Consider the following 17926-nt stretch of genomic DNA (forward strand, 5'->3'; position numbering starts at 1 on the left):
CTGTACGTCCAATGAGGTGGATCGGGTCGAGTCGCGGGGTCGTGATTGTGGCGCTCGTGGGAATTATCGTCGGCGGGGGATTCCTCATCGGCGGTGCGGACGTGGCGGTCGCCGACACCGAGAACGGCGACCCACCCACACTCGAGATCGGACAGACCACGACGGGGAACGTCTTCCTGGCTGACGAACAGCCACGGGTGACCGTCGAGTCGGACGCACCGAGCGTTGAGTGGACTGTCCAGGACCACCGAGGACGGCTGATCGACGACGGAACGACGCCGGTCGACGGTGAGCGGACGCTGGAACCATCCCTGCACGAGGTGGGTCACTACACGCTGGAAGTGGAAACGACCGGCGAGGAACAGTCGGCCACGGCCCGGACGACACTGGCGGTCCTGCCGGCCGACGGCTTCGACAACGACGATCCGTTCTTCGGGATGTCCACGCAGTTCAACGCCGGCTGGGACCATGAACTGATGGACGTGATGGCGAGAGCGGGCGTCACGACCGTCCGCGAGGACTCGGGCTGGAGTCGGATCGAACGCGCCGGGGGTGCCTACGACTTCTCGCCCGCTGACGAGTACATGACCGCGCTTCAGGAACACGGCTTCGACCGGCTCTACATCCTGGCCTACGGGAACGACCGCTACGACCCCGAGAACAGCGGCTACTTCACGATCCCCTACACTGACGCCTATCGTCGGGCGTTCGCGAACTTCTCGGCAGCGTCGGTCGATCACTACGCGGACGTCGATGTCGTCGAGGTGTGGAACGAGCCGAACCTCGATACGTTTGCCCGGGGGCCGACCGGGACCGATCCGGGTGCCTACGCCGCACTGCTGGCGGCGACCTATCCCGCCGTCCACGACCGGGATAGGAACGTGACGGTCCTCGGCGGGGCGGCGGCGGCCAACTACACCGGTGAGGGAGTACGACCCTTCGATGCGACGTGGTGGCGCGGCCTGCTGGAAGCCGGCGGTGGCGAGTACATGGACGCCATGTCGATCCACCTTTATCGGGACGAACCGACGGGCTTCGCGCGGGACCTCTCGGAGCTCCGGGAGATGACGCGCGAGCATAACGATGGCGACGCGCTGCCGATCTGGGTGACTGAACTCGGGTGGCCGGCGACGCCGACGTCGCCCGGTGGCGAACAGTCGGCCGACCAGGCCCGCCACCTCGTCCAGAGTTACGCCCGACTGAGTGCCGCCGGCGTCGAACGGTTTTACTGGTATACGTTCCGGGACACCACGCTCGACCGCGGCACGACCCCACAGACGGCCGAAGCCAATGCCTTGGGTGGTCTCCTCAGAGCGCCGGACAACCCACGCGGGGCGCACACGCCGCGTCCAGGACTGGTCGCCTACGCCACGGTGACTCGCCAGCTATCGGGTGCCGAGTTCGTCGAGAACGCCTCGAGACCCGTCCAGCAGTACGTCTTTGCCGACGGCGGCGAGCGGACCCGCGTGCTCTGGGCCGACGAGCGGACCGACGTGACCGTTCACACGGACGAACCAGTGAGTGTCACCGGGATGCTCGGCGACCGAACCCGGCTGGAACCACGCGACGGCGAGGTCTATCTGACGGTCGGGCGGGACCCGATATACCTCGGCGGTACTGTCTCGGAGATCACGGCAGGCGCGCCCGTCTCGGTCGCCGGGCCTGTCACGTCAGCGAGCGAGGAGTCGACGATCACCGTCAATGCCGACCTTGACGGGCCCGTCACCCACCGGATCGCCGGCGAGACGACGACCGTCGACGGGGGGACGACGGGCTCGATACCCGTTCCGTCGAGCCACCGCGACCGGGCTGGCACCGCCGTCGATGTCGTGTCAGTGGACGGCGCGCCGATCGCCCGGCTGGAGACGCCAGTCGGGGCACCCACAGCCCGCCTGGGCGAACCGAGCGAACTCTCCGGGCTGACCCTCGAAACGGCCAATCCGGGCGGGGGCTGGTTCTCCGAAGCCAACGACGTCGGCACAGCCCACAGCGCGTTCACCGCAACCATCCGGGACGGCCGACAGTGCTGGCGCAGCGACATCACCGCCGGCAGGCCGGGCAATAGCCTCCACCTCGACATCCCGAATGGCCATCTCGACGCCGGGGCCGATCGGCAGGTGTCGGTGGCCTACTACGACGGGACGGGCGGGGAGATCGGCCTGCAGTACGACGGAGTCGAGAACAACGCGTCGTGGGGTGGCTCCGTCTCCCTCACGGGAACCGAGCAGTGGCGGACCCACACCTTCGACCTGCCGTCCGCAGCGCTTCGCGACGGACTCGGTGCCGGTCACGACATCCGGTTGGTCTTTGACGGTGGCGACGGCGACGCCTGCGTTGGATCCATTACGGTCGGGAGCGAGGGGGCTCCGCCGTTGCCGGCATCCGCCGACAGTTCGAGCCCAGGAGATCGCCCGCCGTCAAGTACGGCCACCGCGACACCGACGGGGAATCCGGCCGACAACGACACCACGACGACCACGTCGGCGACGGTTGCGACCGGCCCATTCTCACCGACGGGATCGGACGTGACCACGACAGCCGGCCCTGGATTCAGTCTCATCAGTGCGTTCGTGGCGGTACTCGCCACTGGTCACGTCGTCCGGCGGTCCGAGTAGGCACGATCGAATGTAGCGGTGTCGCTTCGAGCCCCACCATTTCCGGCCGCTCGGCGACCCCCACGAGGACGTGGCCGCGGGGGTGTTCGCCCCAGACGGCGAGCTCCGGAAGGCCGAGGCAAGGCTGGTGGCGGGTACTCTATGACGGCGAATCCGGTGGCGATGAACGGCGGGCCCGGAGTGGTTTTAAATACGATGTATGGTTAAATATTGCCGCGATCGGCGTCAGTTCGAACCGCGGCCGGGGTTGTCCTCGATCGACGACAGCAGCGATCGCAGCAGCGAGCGGAGTTCGGCACCCGAAGCGCCTCCCGTGTCACTCTCGAGGTTGACGTCGGCCCAGACCATCCGGTGGTCGGAGGCCTCGGCGACGGCCGTGGCCATCTCGCTCTGGGCGCGACCGCGGACCGGCCAGACGACGCCGCCGTCCTCGTAGGCGAACTCGGGGGCGGGGAGCACGTAGTCGACCTGCTCGACGACGCCCTCGAAGTCGCCGTCGATACGGGTGGCGTACTCGTTGCCGTTGACGCGGCCGCCGGTGCTGGTCGGCAACTCCTCGGTGTAGAAGTCCTCGTTCTCGAAGAAGAACGGCTGGGACGGATCCATGACCCGATCGGCGGTCGGCCCGGCGTTCATGTCGCCCATCAGCACGTACGGTTCGTCCTCGGCGAGGCCGCCCTCGTTGCCGTCGTCGTCGTAGATGTACTCGGCTCCGGCGACGTAGTCGGCCCAGAAGCGGTTCTCGTCGTGATTCCACCGGTCGTTGAAGTTGTTCGACCCGTCGAAGCCCGGCGGCGTCGGGTGAGAGACCAGGCCGTGGACGACCTCGCCGTCGACCCGGATCGGCACGTCGACGTGGTTCTTCGAGGACAGCCGGAAGACATCGGCCTCCTCCTCGGTCAGCCAGATGTCCCCGTCGCCCTTGCTGAGGGCCATCGAGCCGTCGTCGACGGGCGCGAGGTTGTTCGGCATGTCCGTCCAGACGAACTCCTGGAACGTCCGGACGTCGTCCTCGAGGATCGGGTACTGGCTCGCGATAGCGAACCCGTAGTGGCCCGGGTACATGCCGAACCCGTAGGCGTCGCCCGGCCGCGCGCCCGCCTCGCCGTCCTTGTTGAAGTCGTAGTCCTCCTCCGGCAGCAGGCCGGTGTTGCTGTCCGGCTGAAGGGTATAGGGAAAGCTGATGGGCTCGAGGTGTTCGGCCTGGGGCTCCATCAGGTAGTTGTCGATGAACGCCCGAACGTTGGACGTGTCCGTGGGGATGTCCTCGACGGTCGCCTTCTGGAAGTTGTTGTCGATCTCCTTGATCGCGATGACGTCCGGATTGGCTTCCTGAATGATCCGGGCGGCGTATTCGGCTTGCTCGTCGCCCTTCTCCTGGACTTGCTCGGTCTGGAGTTCGACGATGTTGAACGCCGAGAAGCGCGTCGACTCCCGGTAGGAGTACGCGCTCGCGGTCCCAACCATGCCTGCAGTCGCTGCTGTGGCGCCGATACCTTTCAGGAACGTCCGCCTGGTCGTGTTCCGAGGCATCGTTTATTTATATACTATCCACATATATAAATGTGTATGATAAACCATCGCTGATTCTGAATAGGTGGACGAAAAGACGTCTCGAACCGATTTGTCCGTCAAAACGTATACAGCACGGATATATTTATATCTAGAGATTGCTTATAAATAGAGCGGGGTGCACGCAGTCGATCGGCGGTGTCGGGCCGCAATAGCGTCCAGAAACACCCCTGACACCGGGCGTCGAGAGATCGACTCGAACGGTGAAATTTTTCACCGCGTATTCCGACAGAGAGATGTGAACAACCGGAGGCGCTGGACGGCCGCGATCTTCACGTTCGTTCTCGGGGACGCTATCGCGCTCCAGATGCGCGGGGCAGTCCTCCCGCGGGTCGCGGCGGACTTCGAGATTCCGGAGGCGCTGCTGGGACTGGTCGCGCCGGCGGGGACGCTGGGCTTTCTGCTGGCCGTGCTTGCGGTCGGGCTGGTCGCGGGTCACCTCCCGATCAGGCGGACGATGCTCGCCGGGTTGGGGGTGGCCATCTTCGCGTTGCTTGCGATGGCACTCGCACCAGTCTACGTCCTCTTTCTGGGCTTTCTGTTGATCCAGGGGACGGCCGACGGCGTCGGGCGCGCGCTGGATCGACCCGTGCTCAGTCACCTCTACCCCGACCAGCGGGGCCGCACCTTCAATCTCTATGCGATGGCGTGGGCGGTCGGCGGCGCGAGCGCACCGCTGCTTGCGAACGCCGTGATCGCCGTCGCGGACTGGCGGTTGGTCTTTTCCCTCGTGGCCGCGCTGTTCGTCGTCCCGGTCGCCTTGCTCGCCCGCGCGACTGACCTGGAATCGGTCGCCGGCGAACGACAGCTAACGGTCGCACGGTTGCGAGAGGTTATGAGCGATCCGGCCGTCCTCGGGATGGCCGCCGCGCTGGTGTTCAGCGGCGGCATCGAGGGGAGCCTCTTCACCTGGCTGCCCTATTTCGCCAGCCAGCGCGTGACCGAGTCACAGGCCAACCTCGTGCTCTCGGGCGTGCTCGTCTCCTACATTCCGGCCCGGGCCGCCTACGGACTCGTCATCGAGCGCTTCGAGTACCTCGCGGTGACGTTCGTGCTGGCTGTCGTCGCGACGCCGCTGGTCTATCTGGCGTTCACCACGGAGTCCATCGCAGTGTTCGTCGCCGCGATCGTCGCGACAGGGGTAGCGGTGAGCAGCTTCTTCCCGACGCTTTCGGCCTTCGGCGTCGACGAACACCCGGCATACAGCGGCCCGATCAGTGCGATCGCGACCGGCGCGAACTACCTCGGCATGTCGCTGTTCCCGCCGCTGGTCGGCCTGGCCAGCAGCTACGTCGGACTCGGGACGGCGCTGTCCCTGTTGGCCGGCGCGTTCGTCTGTCTCGGGGCGATCATCGCAGCGACGGCCTGGCAGCGACGCGCCAGCCCGTCCAGCTGAGGTGACCACTCACGGCAGGGGAATCGGTTGTGCGGACTTCGAGAGGTCGTCGTCGATCCCCGACAGCGTAATGTCGTCGATCTCGATGCGATAGACCTCCATATCCTCGTAGACAGCCCCCCAACTCCCAAGTTCGTACGTTTCAGTGCCGAGGTCGAGCAGCACGGTGAGCGACCCCGAGAGTTGTTCGATCGTCGGCGGTCCGCTCTTGCGGAAGTCATTGGGGTAGGAGATATCGCTGACGAGACCGGAGATCGTCCGAATTTCCCCCTGGCCGTTGTCGTAGCCGGTCACTGTGAGCGAGACATCGACGCCGCCGTCAAGCAGGACAGCGAAGTCACGGACGAACTCCTCTAAGGTGACGTAGGTCCATCCGCTGGTGGTATCGACGTAGGCTCGGTCGTTGAGCGCCCAGTTGCAGGTATAGAAGTACCAGTGGAAGATAAACGAGAGCATCTCGTCCTCGACGAGGAGGCCGTGCTGATCAGAGACACTGGCGTCCGGCGTGAAGAAACAACGGTCACGGTCGACGACGGCGAGGAACGGACCGGGGATGTACGACAGGCGGAGTTCCGAGACGGCGGCCTCGACGTCGATATCGGTCGCGATCTCGACAGACTCCTGTTCGTCGTACAGCGTTACCCGCACAATGACACCGTTCTCCCGTGCACGCACCAGCGCAGGATGTAGCGTTTCGAACTGGGCGGGTGTCAGCACTATCTCGATGAGCATTTCACTCCCCTCGATGGCCTCCTTCGCTCGCTCTAAGAGAGTCTCCTGATGTTTGACGACACCCCCGTCATCGTCGTACAGTTGCGGTTGCTCCCAGCGGTCCTCGATGTCGTCGGCGGCCTGCTGGAGGAGTTGGCCAGTCGAGCGGAGTTCTTCGAGGACGACGTCCGGATCTCGCGGGCGCACGTGGAGTTGGTCGCGTTCGATCGTCTCGACGAACCCCTTCTCCTCGAGGTCCCGCAGCACTTTGTAGATCTGTGAGACGGGCACCGAGCAGTTCCGGGCGACTTTTACCGCAGCCGCGACCCCGAGTTCGAGAACCGCGAGGTAGGCGTCGGACTGATACGACGTCAACCCCGTGTTCTCTAAGGCGTCCCGAAGTTCTTCTTCATCCATACGAGTACGATTCAAAATCGGTCATTATAACGCTTGTTCTCTGCACACATGGACCACTGAATCGCCAGCCGCGTAGCACACAGTCCAGACAGAGAAGACATACCGTCCGACTGTGCCTCGGGGGTGCCGGAAGACGACTGATCGACCCGTACCGTTATTGGGACGGGCGACGCCACCCGATGCATGGGCGAGACAATCCTGCTCCCGGTCGACGAGTCACCGCTGTCGGCTCGGGCGATCGAATTCGCCGGCCGAGAGCATCCCGAAGCGACGGTCCACCTGTTGCACGCCCTCGATCAGGTCGAATCGAACTACGACTTCGACGGGACGTCGCTCTCTGCAAGTCCGGACGGTCAGTCCGGACGCATCATCGAGAACGGTCGGCGCGTCCTCGCGGACGCCCGCGAGTCGGCGGCAGCGACGGGGCTCGACGTCGCGGCGACCGAACTCGCGAGTGGCCGGCCAGCCAGTCAGATCACGACCTACGCCGCCGAACACGGCGTCGATCACATCGTGATGGGAAGCCACGGGCGGACGGGACTGTCGCGCATCCTGCTGGGTAGCGTCACGGAGCGCGTCCTCCGAAACTCGACCGTCCCGGTGACTGTGGTTCGGTGACGGCCGGATCGACGCCCCAGCGGCGGGCTGATTCGTCGCCCAAAATAGCTCTCGCCCTACTGAATTGCCAGTGCCGTGTCGATGTCCGCCCCGTCGACGAGATCGACCGCCAGCTCGGCGTCACCCGTCATCTCGGCTTCGTTCTCCAGAAGGACTGTTTCGCTCGGAAACAGCCGGTCACCGACGAGGAGGCCGTGATCGCGCGCCGTCGACCCCGAGACCGTGATGTAGACGCCCAGGCCGACCTCGGCGATGAGGTCCTCCTCCGTCCGGTCGCGGTCGGGATGCCGGAAGTCGATCCCCTCGACAGCGCCGGTCCCGAGGACGGCCGTCACGAGACGCTCATAGCGCGGCGAGATGGCGAGTTCCCCTGCGTAGTCAGCGACGAACTCGCGCGTGAGATCCCCCTCCAGCGTGTCGGCAACGGAGGGGGTCGCGAGCAGCGTGTGATAGACAGTGTCACCGAGGCCGGTGTGGACGCGGACGTCGGTATCGAGCGGATCGATCCGCGCGTTGAGCGCCGCCAGATCGGTGAGCGGTTCGGGTTCGAGTCCGACGACTTCCTCGAGGACGAGGTCGGCGCTGTCGAATCCAAGCGCGAACTCGTGTTTCCGGAGCGCGCGGAAGGGTTCCTCGCGGCCGACCAGTTCCAGATCCACCGACTCGGTCGGGATCGTCACGCTGTCGAAGACGATCCGGCGGGGCATCCCCTGTCGGTCGTCCCGCATCAGCGTGTATTCGGGGGCAGTCGGGTCCCCGGCGTCGCTGTAGCTCGAAAGGCGATCGTAGACCGGCGCGTCGGGCTTTTGGTCGCCCTTGGCGATGGCCTTCTCGTAGCGCAGCGTCGAGATGATCCCGTCGGCCAGGCCCGTCCGGCCGGTCCGGCTCGCGATCCGTTCGAGGACCGCCTCCAGGGGCCGACCTTTACGGGGCACGGCCATCCGCACGCTCGTCATTACCGGAAGATGGGCGAGTGTGCCTAAAACCGGCGCGGTTCGCGATCGGCAGCCTCCGTGGTCACCCAAGTCAGAGAACGAACTCTAAAAGGTTAATGTGCTGGGGGGATTCCCTCCAGGCATGAAGGTACTGGTCACGGACCCGATCGACGACGCCGGGCTGGCACGCCTCCGGAGTGCCGGCCTCGACGTCGAGACCGACTTCGACATCGACACTGCCGGCGTCCTCGAGAAGATCGGGGACGTCGACGCCATGCTCATCCGCGGGACGGAGATCACCCGCGAGGTATTCGAGAACGCACCCAACCTCAAGATCGTCTCGCGAGCGGGCATCGGCGTCGACAACATCGACATCCCCGCGGCGACCGACCACGGCGTCATCGTCGCCAACGCCCCCCGCGGGAACGTCTACGCCGCCGCCGAACACACGATCGGGCTGGCATTCAACGCCGCCAAGCAGATCCCACAGGCCCACATGCAGGTCGCCGCAGGTGGGTGGGACGGCGAGGCGTTTGACGCGCTCGAACTCGGCGACATGACCGCCGGGATCGTCGGCCTCGGCCGACTCGGCCAAGAGGTTGCCTGGCGGCTGGACAACCTCGGCATGGATCTGGTCGCCTACGACCCCTATCTCGGGGAAGCCCGAGCGCGCCAAATGGGGATCGAACTCCTCGAACTCGACGAACTGCTCGAACGCGTCGACATGCTCTCGGTCCAGGCCCGACTCACCGACGAGACACGCGGGCTGATCGGCCCCGAGGAGATCGATCGCTTCGGCGGCGATCTGGTCGTGTTGACCTCGCGTGGCGGTATCGTCGACGAACCAGCCCTCGCCGACGCCGTCGAGTCCGGCGAGATTGCGGCCGCCGGCGTGGACGTCTTCTCGACGGAGCCACCCGAGGACAACCCGCTGCTCGACGTCGATAACGTCGTCGTGACGCCCCATCTCGGCGCGAAGACCCACAACGCCCAGGTCAACGTCGCCGTCACGGCCGCCGACAGCATCATCTCGGCGCTCGAAGGTGACCTGGTTCAGAACGCCCTCAATCTCTCCTCGACGGACGCGAGTTCGGATCCCCGGACCCGCGGGTTCGTCGACGTCGCCGAGACCGCGAGCAAGATCGCCCTCCGGCTGTTCGACGGTCGCGTCGAGTCCATCGAGATCGAGTACGCCGGCGAGCTAGCCGACGAGGATACCGACCTCGTCACCGCAGCCGTGTTCAACCCCTTCGGCTGGCAGGACGTCGTCGTCGACGCGCCGACCCGGATCGCCGAACAGCGCGGCATCCAGGTCGTCGAGAGCAAGCGCCGTGAGACCGAGGACTACCAGAGCCTGGTCTCGATCACCGTCAGCGACGGGGGGAGCGAACTCACCGTCAGCGGGACGCTGTTTGGCGACAACGAGCCCCGGCTTGTCGAGATCGACGGCTTCCGGGTCGACGCAACGCCCTACGGTCACATGCTGATCTCGCGCAACCGCGACGAACCGGGCGTCATCGGCGCGCTCGGAGGCATCTTCGGCGAGCACGGCATCAACATCGCCGGGATGGCCAACGCCCGCGAGTCCATCGACGGTGAAGCGATGTCGGTCTACAACCTCGACGAACCCGTCACACCCGAGTTGCTCGACGAACTCGAATCAGATTCCCGTGTCACGGGCGTGACGGCGATCGACCTGGACTAGGCCGCCGTCTCTTCGGATTCGTCGGCTACCGTTCGGATGTGTTGCAGCCGTTTTGGGACGGGTGGGTGATCGTAGTGGAACGTCTCGTAGAGGGGATGGGGAAACGGGTTCGAGAGGTTCTCGCCCGTCAGATCGGCGAGCGCGTCGGCCATCGGTTCGGCACCCATGACCTCGACCGCGAAGGCGTCGGCCTCGCGCTCGTGTGCGAGCGACAGCCGGTTGGTGAGCGGCGCGGAAAGCTGGGAAACAGGCGTGAGCCACAGCACGGCCAGGAGTAATCCGGCGTAGACCGGCTGGCCAGCAATCTCGAACATCTCGTAGAGCCACGTCGCTTCGACCAGCAGCGACGCGCCGAGCAGCAACGCCCCCATCCAGAGGACGCTCGCGCCGAGTTGCGTCCAGATGTGGCCGCGATCGTAATGGGCGAGTTCGTGGGCGAGGACAGCCTGCACCGAGGAGATTGACAGTTGCTCGAGCAGGGTGTCGAACAGCACGACCCGCTTGGTCCGGCCGAAGCCTATGAAGTAGGCGTTGGCATGAGACGACCGCCGACTGGCGTCCATCTCGTAGATCGCGTCGGTGTCGAAGCCCGCACGGTCGAAGACGTCAGTCACTGCATCGTGGAGATCGCCGGACTCGATCGGGTCGAAGTCGTTGAACAGCGGCGCGATCACGCGCGGGTACAGCACCTGCATGAGCAACGAAAAGCCGACGAACAACGCCCAGGCGCCGACCCACCACAGCCCGCCCAGCGCGTCGATGGCGAGGAAGACCGCCGCGGCGAGGACGCCGACCAGCACGACCGTCACGACCAGCGAGACGAGTTGATCCCGGACGTAGAGGCGTAGCGTCTGCTGATTGAACTCGAAGAGGTCCTCGACGACGAACGTCTCGACGACATCGAACGGGAGGGTGAACGCCTGGAGTGCGAGAACGGTCCCGACGACGAGGGCAGTCCCGCGAACGAAGGGTGGCCAACCTGTCGCCTCCAGGGCCGCGACGGCGTCGGCGTAGACGCCCGCGTAAAGGGCCACCAGGACGAAGACGAGCGTCATCCAGGTCTGGAGTTGTCCCAGGGCCGTGCCGAGTCGGTTGTACGCGAGTAACTCCTCGGGATCGTCGATCCCGAGACGATCAGTCACGAGATCCGCTTCCTCGGCGACGGTCCGTTCGGCGTGGCGGACGTTCAACGCGGCGAGCGCGGTGAAAAAGCCGGTCGTCCCGACCAGCAACGTGACGAAAAGGGCGTGATAGACGAGCATACCCGTGGTTGGACATGCCGGACAATAAGCCACCGGACACACCAGCGGCAGTAATCACACCGGTCCAGGTGACCCGGGCGTGTGACCCCACCCCACGCAATTTGCCGGGGAACGAGAACCTTACCTCGGGACAGCCGAACGTAGAATCGTGCACCGTTCGCGGTTCATCGTCGCCCTCGCCGCGGCGTTCGGCGCGATGACGGTCGCTCTCGCTCTCGCGGGAGTCCTGTATAATCTCGCGATCCTGGCACCAGCCGCGGTGTTCGGTGCGGTGACGTCCCTCCTCTGGATGCACGGGACCGGCCGACTGGCCGCCCGCGTCTACCGTCGCGTCGAACGACAGGCGGCGACCAACGGCGGTCCGTCAGGGTCGCGGAGCGCGGAGCAACGGGAGCGAGCCGGTCGCCGTCGACGGTCACGACGTGCCGAGAACCGGCGAACGGCCGGCCGCGAGCGGCGCGCGAACGCGACGCGTCCGAATCGCTCGGAACCGGAGGAGATGTCTCGACGGGAAGCCTCCCGCGTGCTCGGCGTCGAGGCCGGGGCCGACCAGGAGACGATCAAGCGAGCGTACCGCGAGCGCGTCAAGGACGTCCACCCCGACGCTGCCGACGGCGACACCCAGGCGTTCAAGCGCGTCCGGACCGCCTACGAGCGTCTCGAAGAATGAGTGGAGCCACACAGATTCAATTCCCTCTTTTGCGATTTCACTGCTCACTGTCGTTCGCAGATGAAATGCGCCGGCCGGGAATTGAACCCGGGCTATGAGCTTGGGAAGCTCATGTCCTACCACTAGACCACCGGCGCGCTCGTCACTGCGTTCCTCGCGCGCCGAGGCTCGCAAATCCTCCGGATTTGCTCACCACCGGCGCACACCGAGGATCGCAGGTCCATCTGACCTGCTCACCACCGGAACGCTCGTTACCTCGCGTTCCGAGCCTTGCCTCACTTCGTTCGGCAAGACTCCGGCGCTCGGTTACTGCCGTCGGTTTCCAATATCCCCGTGATCACACTTGAACATAGCGCTTCGTCGTCGTGTCGCGACCCATCGCCGAAGACACCACGCGCGTCCAGCAATATCGCGTCGGAAGGTGACTATTAGTTCCTGGAACGCCAACAGCTCCCTATATGTCAGAAACCGAGGCGATCACGCAAGGAGACTCGCCACTGGATCTGTCGCTATCAGCGACGGAACTCGAGGGGCGGCGCGAACACATCACGGACTTCATCGCGGACCAGCTCGATACCGCCGGGGTCGAGCGGGCGGTGTTGGGCCTCTCCGGTGGCGTCGACAGCTCGCTGGTCGCCCATCTCGCCGTCGAGGCTATCGGGGCCGAAAACCTCCACGGGCTCGTGATGCCGAGTTCGGTCAACGACGAGGCGACGATGAGCGACGCCGAACGCGTGGCGATGGATCTGGGCATCGAGTACGACGTCATCGAGATCAACCCCATCGTCGATTCGTTCCTCGATGTCTATCCGGAAGCAGAAGGCGAGAAGATGGCGGTCGGGAACGTTCGCGTCCGTGCGCGCGCAGTGCTCAACTACCTCGTCGCCAACACCGAGAACGCGCTGGTTCTGGGGACGGGCAATCGCACCGAGTCGTTGACGGGCTACTTCACGAAGTACGGCGACGGGGCCGTCGACTGCCATCCGATCGCGAACCTCTACAAACAGCAGGTCCGCCAGCTGGCGCGCCACGTCGGCGTCCCCCAGGGGATCGCCGAGCGCACGCCGACCGCCGGTATGTGGGTCGACCAGACCGACGAAGCGGAACTCGGTGTCGAGTACGACACGCTCGATTCGATCCTCGCACTGGCAATCGAGGGCAAAGTCGGAACGAGTGCGACAGCCAGGATCGTCGGCGTGGATAGAGAGATTGTCGAGCGCGTGCGTTCCCTTTACGAGCAAAGTGGTCACAAGCGCTCTCTGCCCCCGACCCCAGAGCCGCTGTGACGACCCTCGAAGCGACACACGGACGAATCTGGGGCGCACAACCCGGGTTTATGTAGGGGGGCTTTCCAAAGGTCTTTGACTTTCCCTCTACTAGGTGCCCTTAATGCAGGAAGCCGCGGTGGTCCGCCGGACCGCGAAGGACGTCCTCGAGGACGTCGAGCCCGAGCGGCTGCACGATCGGATCGTGTCCAGGCTCGACGAGAGTCCGATGAGGGCCGGTGTTCTCACGGTACAGTGTGCGCGTGCCGTTCTCGAACGTCGCGGGACCGGTGGGACTCGACCCGTCTTCGAGCGACCCGACGATCCGCTGGCGGATGAGATCGCCCGACGCGCTGTCGGCGCTCAACTCATCTACGAGGGACTGAGACTGACTCGATCGCTCTCTCAGGACCCGCCGTGGCTCTCGGGTCGAAAGGAAGCCGGTGATCTGGACGTACTGATCGCCGACATCCTGGTCGCCAGGGGCTTTCACCTTCTGGCGCGGACGGAGGCCGCTGACGAGGCCGTCGCGACGGTCCAGGCGTTTGGCCGTGACCAGACCGTCAGGCGGGAGACCGACGACCCATTGCTGGATCACAACCTCGAGGCCGACGTCTACGAACTGGCAACCGTCGCTGGAACGACCGCCGTCGGCGGGCAGCCATCGCCGTCGCTGCGGGAATACGCAGGCTCGCTCGCCCGAAAGGCCCGAACCAACGGTGGCACGGCCGAACCCGAGACGGATCAGCTGGCGAGACTCGTCTCCGTCGATTCGGCCCCCGGCGACGGGGTTCGGACCTCGGCCGACCACTGAAAATCGAAACGCCTAAAGTCAACTCGGGGTAAGCAGTTAATGCGTGCCTGGGTAGCTTAGCGGTAAAGCGCGTCCTTGGTAAGGACGAGACCCCGGATTCAAATTCCGGCCTAGGCTTTTTCCGAGCGACTGACCCCTGAGCGTCAGCGATGGGGTCCTGAGCGAGTGAAAACGCCGAATGCGGAATTTGAATCCCTGGAAGACGAACGCAGTGAGTCTTCCTCCGGTTCAAATCCCGGCCGGCGGCTCTTTTCGAAGCGGTTCATTCACGAACGGAGTCGGCCGCCAGAGCCCCCCGAATTTACCTCGCGTGGCACCCACCCTCACCGCATGCACGACCTTACACAACCGATCGAGACGGGGATGCAGACCTATCCCGGCGATCCGGCCGTCAGCGTCGAGTCGGTCGCGACCCACGACTCGGCTGGCTACCGGGAATCCAAACTCACCTGCGGAACTCACACTGGAACCCACGTCGATGCCCCCGCCCACACTGAAGCAGATGGGAAAACCCTCGACGAGTTCGACGTGGCGGCCTTCGAGCGACTTTGCCGTCGCGTGGACTGCCGCGACCTCGACGCCCGCGAGCCGATCCCCATCGACCGCGTGCCGACGGTCGCCGCCGACGTGGACTGTCTCGTCTTCTGGACTGGCTGGGACGAACACTGGGACACGGACCAGTATCTCGATCACCCGTATCTCTCGCCGGCGGCCGCCGAACGCTGTGCCGAACAGGGGCTGGCCGTCGGCGTCGACACGCTGAATCCCGATCCGACGCCGAGCGAGCGGGCGGCGAGGGACGAGCCAGACGGGTTTCCCGCCCATCACGCGATTCTGGGGTCAGGACTGCTGATATTCGAGAACCTGCGGAACCTCGGGGCAGTCGGGGAACGCTTCGAACTCCGGGCGTATCCACTCAGACTGGACGGCGACGGTGCGCCGGTCCGGGCGGTCGGCGTCGATCGACGCTGATCGGTCCGCAACGTGGATCGTCGTCCCAGGGTTTCGAGAACCGGTTCACTGACGTTCGGTGGTGCCCAGCAGCCAGCCGCCAAAGAGGATCGTAAAGCACTGAATCGGGAGACTCACCAGCCGTTCGAGCCCGCCGATGCCGAGGGGTGTGTCACCGCCAAGCGCCAGAAACGCCACGAGCGCGAGTAGCGTGCTTGCGCCGAGTCCAGCCGACAGCCAACGGATCGTGCCACGTGTTTCAACGGCGGCGAGCAGCGCCGTGACACCGCCGCCGGCGAACGCCACGAGTGCGGCGATCGCGTGGGGAGCGCCGACGTGGACTGGGAACGCGGCGACGCCGAGAACGCCCACCCCGGTCGCGGTGAACGCGCCGGCCAGTCGTGGGCCGAGGGCGGACCGGGCCGCCAGACCCGCCAGGATCACGAGACCGCCCCCAGTCCCCATCGAGAGCGCGAACACCGTCGCGGCGGGCTGGACGAGCTGGCCCGAGGCGTCCGTCGCACCGAGTTCGCTGATCGTCTGGGCGTGGATCGAATACCCGGGGTAGAGCGACCCGGCGACGGTGATCCCGATCGTGATGAGCGTGCCGGCGACGACGAGGGCCCCGCCGGCCAGTCGCCGGCGGTCGAATTCACGCAGCCCGCCGATCGGCTGGTCCCACCAGCTGGCCAGGTCCATACCCACACTGTGGTATCGAGTGGCAAAAACGGCGTCGGTGGGAGACGATGAAAATCGGCATTTCGGAGTCTATTCGGCCGGTTTTCTCGGCGAGAGCGGTTCGCAGGCCCGGATGGTGTCGACGACCACGTCGGCGGTGACCGACCGGACCGTCGCTTCCGTGAGCAGTTCGGCGACGTGCTGGTGCATGTCGTCGGTGTCACGGAACCGCCCGACCAGGAGGAAGTCGTCCTCCCCAGTCACCTCGTAGGCCGATCGCACCCAGGGGTACTCGCCGAGTGCCTCTCTGATACCCTGGGTCGCACCGCCCGTTCGAACGCGAATGACGGCCGTCACGTCGTAGCCGAGTTCGTCGTCGTCGATCGTCGCGGCGTACCCCGTGAGGACGCCGGCGTCCTCCAGGCCCTCGATCCGGCGTTCGACGGTTTCCGTGGCGACTCCGACGTCTGCAGCGAGGTCCTCGATCGACGCACGACCGTCTTCGAGGAGGGCGTCGACGAGCGCGCGGTCGATATCATTTAATTCCATGCCGAGTGTGGGTCTCAGACTGCCTCGGGGCCGCTCTCGCCGGTGCGGACCTGGACGGCGTCCTCGACCGGCAGGACGAAGATTTTCCCGTCGCCCTTCTCGCCGGTGTGAGCCGCCTCGCGGATCGCCTCGACGACGTCCTCCGCAGGGACTTCGGCGACGACACACTCGATTTTGACCTTCTGGAGGAGGTCGACGACGTACTCCTCGCCGCGCCATTGGCCCTTCTTTGCGGCCTGTGAGCCCCGACCGGAGACCTGCGTCACCGTCAGCGACGGTGCGCCGACTTCCGCGAGTGCCTGCTTGACCGCACCCAGCCGATCGGGTCGGATCATCGCCATGACGAGTTTGATCTCGCCGTCGGGGTCGTCCATAGTTTCGTCAGTCTCGGTTTCACTCATCGGAACCACCCCGCGAGCGGACGGCACTGACACCGCCGTCGGCGACGAGCGGCTCTTCGTCGCCGAACTCGGGGTAGGTCTCGACGCCGTGCTCGCTCAGATCGAGGCCCTCACGCTCGTGTTCGGGCGTGACGCGAGCCTGGCCGAGCGCCTTGAGGACCCCCCAGACGGCCCCGGTTGCCAGGATCGTCCACACTGCGATGACGACGACGCCCGCCAGTTGCGTGAGGAAGGCGTCGATCACTGGGACGCCGAGATCGGCGGCGACGAACGGGAACGCAAGCGTCCCGAGCACGCCGGCGCTGCCGTGGACCGGGAACACCGCACAGACGTCGTCGATCCCCAGGCGGTTCTCGACGAAGCCGAAGACGATCGGGAGCTGTGCGCCGGCGAGCCCGCCGACCGCGAACGCGCCCCACCACACCGTCGTGTCCGGGATCGCCGTGATCCCGACGAGCCCGGCCAGCAGCCCGTTGGCGACGTACAGCGTGTCGACCTTGCCGGTCTTGAGCCACGCGACCAGCCCGGCACCCATCGCGCCGGCGGCCATCGCGATCGTCGTTCCCATCGCGACGCGACCCAGGACGGCACCGTTGAACGCCAGCAGTTCGCCGTTCGGGCCTGCCTCGGCGAAGACGGCCGCGGTGCCGACGTTGAACCCGTACCAGCCGAAGGCGAGCATCAGCGTCCCCAGCACGGCGAAGGTCATCGAGTGACCGGGGATGACGTTCGCCGAGCCGTCCTCGGCGTAGCGGTCCATCCGCGGGCCGAGCATGTAGGCGGCGGTCAGCCCGGCGATCCCGCCGAGCCCGTGAACGATCATGCCGCCGGCGAAGTCGTGGAACACGGCGTCACCGAACTGGATGTACTCACCGGCCCACGTGATCCCGGTGACGACGGGGTAGATCACCGCGGCGAGCAGGAACGTGTAGGTGACGTACGCCCGGAGCCTCGCGCGGCCGGCGACGGCTCCCGAGACGATGGTGGCCGCCGTCATCGCGAAGACGGCCCCGTAGAGCCAGCCGATGTAGCCGCTTGCGTCGTCAGCCAGGTACGGCAGCGAGTCGGTGAACGGACTCCCGCCGACGAGCCCGGAGATCCCGGCCCCGATCAGGAAGAACACCGACACGCCGACGCTCCAGGTCAGGAGGTTCTTCGTCAACTGGTTGGCGACGTTCTTCGCCCTGACTTGCCCGGCCTCGAGCATCGCGAAGCCGGCGTGCATGAAGAAGATCAGGAACGTGACGGTGAGTACCCAGACGTTGCTAATCCCATCGGTCAACGCACTCGGTTCGACCTGCAACGGGAGAGCTTCGATCATATCTCACACGCCCCTGACTTCCGCAAGCTTTTGTCCAACTTTACAC

General features: G+C 65.6%; 16 protein-coding genes and 2 tRNA genes. 9 read left to right on the forward strand and 9 right to left on the reverse strand.

The window, feature by feature from the left end; translation table 11 throughout:
- Positions 1 to 11 precede the first annotated feature (11 nt).
- Complete coding sequence (locus tag HTIA_RS06060) at positions 12 to 2615, forward strand: glycosyl hydrolase (protein ID WP_008525561.1); 2604 nt, start codon at positions 12 to 14, stop codon at positions 2613 to 2615.
- Positions 2616 to 2840: 225 nt separating this feature from the next.
- Here HTIA_RS06060 and HTIA_RS06065 read toward each other — a convergent pair whose 3' ends face one another.
- Entirely contained in the window at positions 2841 to 4148 is a 1308-nt protein-coding gene (locus HTIA_RS06065) for an endonuclease/exonuclease/phosphatase family protein (RefSeq protein WP_021029629.1), read from the reverse strand.
- A gap of 277 nt (positions 4149 to 4425) precedes the next feature.
- On the opposite strand from HTIA_RS06065, the gene HTIA_RS06070 reads away from it, so the two are divergent.
- Positions 4426 to 5583: an MFS transporter gene (locus tag HTIA_RS06070; protein WP_008525558.1), complete on the forward strand. Its 1158-nt coding sequence runs from the start codon at positions 4426 to 4428 to the stop codon at positions 5581 to 5583.
- A gap of 9 nt (positions 5584 to 5592) precedes the next feature.
- On the opposite strand, the gene HTIA_RS06075 is transcribed toward HTIA_RS06070, so the two are convergent.
- Positions 5593 to 6711 carry a TrmB family transcriptional regulator gene (locus HTIA_RS06075; protein WP_008525556.1) on the reverse strand — a complete coding sequence of 373 codons (1119 nt, stop codon included), beginning with the start codon at positions 6709 to 6711 and terminating at the stop codon, positions 5593 to 5595.
- Between the two features lie 183 nt (positions 6712 to 6894).
- Here HTIA_RS06075 and HTIA_RS06080 point away from each other — a divergent pair, with 183 nt between their 5' ends.
- On the forward strand, positions 6895 to 7329 hold the full coding sequence (locus HTIA_RS06080; protein ID WP_008525554.1) for a universal stress protein: 435 nt from the start codon (positions 6895 to 6897) through the stop codon (positions 7327 to 7329).
- 56 nt (positions 7330 to 7385) lie between these two features.
- Here the strand turns inward: HTIA_RS06080 and HTIA_RS06085 are convergent, their stop codons facing one another.
- The gene (locus HTIA_RS06085) at positions 7386 to 8285 is read right to left on the reverse strand and encodes a hypothetical protein (RefSeq protein ID WP_021029628.1); all 900 of its coding nucleotides are present in this window, start codon (positions 8283 to 8285) and stop codon (positions 7386 to 7388) included.
- A gap of 121 nt (positions 8286 to 8406) precedes the next feature.
- On the opposite strand from HTIA_RS06085, the gene serA reads away from it, so the two are divergent.
- On the forward strand, positions 8407 to 9969 hold the full coding sequence (gene serA / locus HTIA_RS06090) for a phosphoglycerate dehydrogenase (protein WP_008525551.1): 1563 nt from the start codon (positions 8407 to 8409) through the stop codon (positions 9967 to 9969).
- Here serA and HTIA_RS06095 read toward each other — a convergent pair.
- Positions 9966 to 11231, reverse strand: a complete 1266-nt coding sequence (locus HTIA_RS06095; protein WP_008525549.1) for a M48 family metallopeptidase — start codon at positions 11229 to 11231, stop codon at positions 9966 to 9968. The genes serA and HTIA_RS06095 overlap by 4 nt on opposite strands.
- 148 nt (positions 11232 to 11379) lie before the next feature.
- On the opposite strand from HTIA_RS06095, the gene HTIA_RS06100 reads away from it, so the two are divergent.
- Positions 11380 to 11901: a J domain-containing protein gene (locus tag HTIA_RS06100; protein ID WP_008525546.1), complete on the forward strand. Its 522-nt coding sequence runs from the start codon at positions 11380 to 11382 to the stop codon at positions 11899 to 11901.
- A gap of 66 nt (positions 11902 to 11967) precedes the next feature.
- Here the strand turns inward: HTIA_RS06100 and HTIA_RS06105 are convergent.
- Positions 11968 to 12038, reverse strand: a tRNA-Gly gene (locus HTIA_RS06105).
- 321 nt (positions 12039 to 12359) lie between these two features.
- On the opposite strand from HTIA_RS06105, the gene HTIA_RS06110 reads away from it, so the two are divergent.
- The 4 genes from HTIA_RS06110 (at position 12360) to HTIA_RS06125 (ending at position 14952) form a co-directional block, all read left to right on the forward strand.
- Positions 12360 to 13187: an NAD+ synthase gene (locus tag HTIA_RS06110; RefSeq protein ID WP_008525540.1), complete on the forward strand. Its 828-nt coding sequence runs from the start codon at positions 12360 to 12362 to the stop codon at positions 13185 to 13187.
- A gap of 103 nt (positions 13188 to 13290) precedes the next feature.
- Positions 13291 to 13980 (forward strand): DUF7114 family protein, encoded by a 690-nt coding sequence (locus HTIA_RS06115; protein WP_008525539.1) that lies wholly within the window; start codon positions 13291 to 13293, stop codon positions 13978 to 13980.
- Between the two features lie 45 nt (positions 13981 to 14025).
- Positions 14026 to 14097, forward strand: a tRNA-Thr gene (locus tag HTIA_RS06120).
- A gap of 213 nt (positions 14098 to 14310) precedes the next feature.
- Complete coding sequence (locus tag HTIA_RS06125; RefSeq protein WP_008525538.1) at positions 14311 to 14952, forward strand: cyclase family protein; 642 nt, start codon at positions 14311 to 14313, stop codon at positions 14950 to 14952.
- A gap of 45 nt (positions 14953 to 14997) precedes the next feature.
- Here the strand turns inward: HTIA_RS06125 and HTIA_RS06130 are convergent, their stop codons facing one another.
- From HTIA_RS06130 to HTIA_RS06145, 4 genes are all read right to left on the reverse strand, one after another.
- Positions 14998 to 15630, reverse strand: coding sequence for a DUF998 domain-containing protein (locus HTIA_RS06130; RefSeq protein ID WP_020936146.1), 633 nt, complete (start codon positions 15628 to 15630; stop codon positions 14998 to 15000).
- Between the two features lie 69 nt (positions 15631 to 15699).
- Complete coding sequence (locus tag HTIA_RS06135; RefSeq protein WP_008525536.1) at positions 15700 to 16158, reverse strand: Lrp/AsnC family transcriptional regulator; 459 nt, start codon at positions 16156 to 16158, stop codon at positions 15700 to 15702.
- A gap of 14 nt (positions 16159 to 16172) precedes the next feature.
- Positions 16173 to 16559 (reverse strand): P-II family nitrogen regulator, encoded by a 387-nt coding sequence (locus HTIA_RS06140; RefSeq protein WP_008525535.1) that lies wholly within the window; start codon positions 16557 to 16559, stop codon positions 16173 to 16175.
- Positions 16552 to 17880 (reverse strand): ammonium transporter, encoded by a 1329-nt coding sequence (locus tag HTIA_RS06145; RefSeq protein WP_008525534.1) that lies wholly within the window; start codon positions 17878 to 17880, stop codon positions 16552 to 16554. The genes HTIA_RS06140 and HTIA_RS06145 overlap by 8 nt, the downstream gene beginning before the upstream one ends.
- Positions 17881 to 17926 lie beyond the last annotated feature (46 nt).

It is taken from the genome of Halorhabdus tiamatea SARL4B, assembly GCF_000470655.1.
Lineage (GTDB): Archaea > Halobacteriota > Halobacteria > Halobacteriales > Haloarculaceae > Halorhabdus > Halorhabdus tiamatea.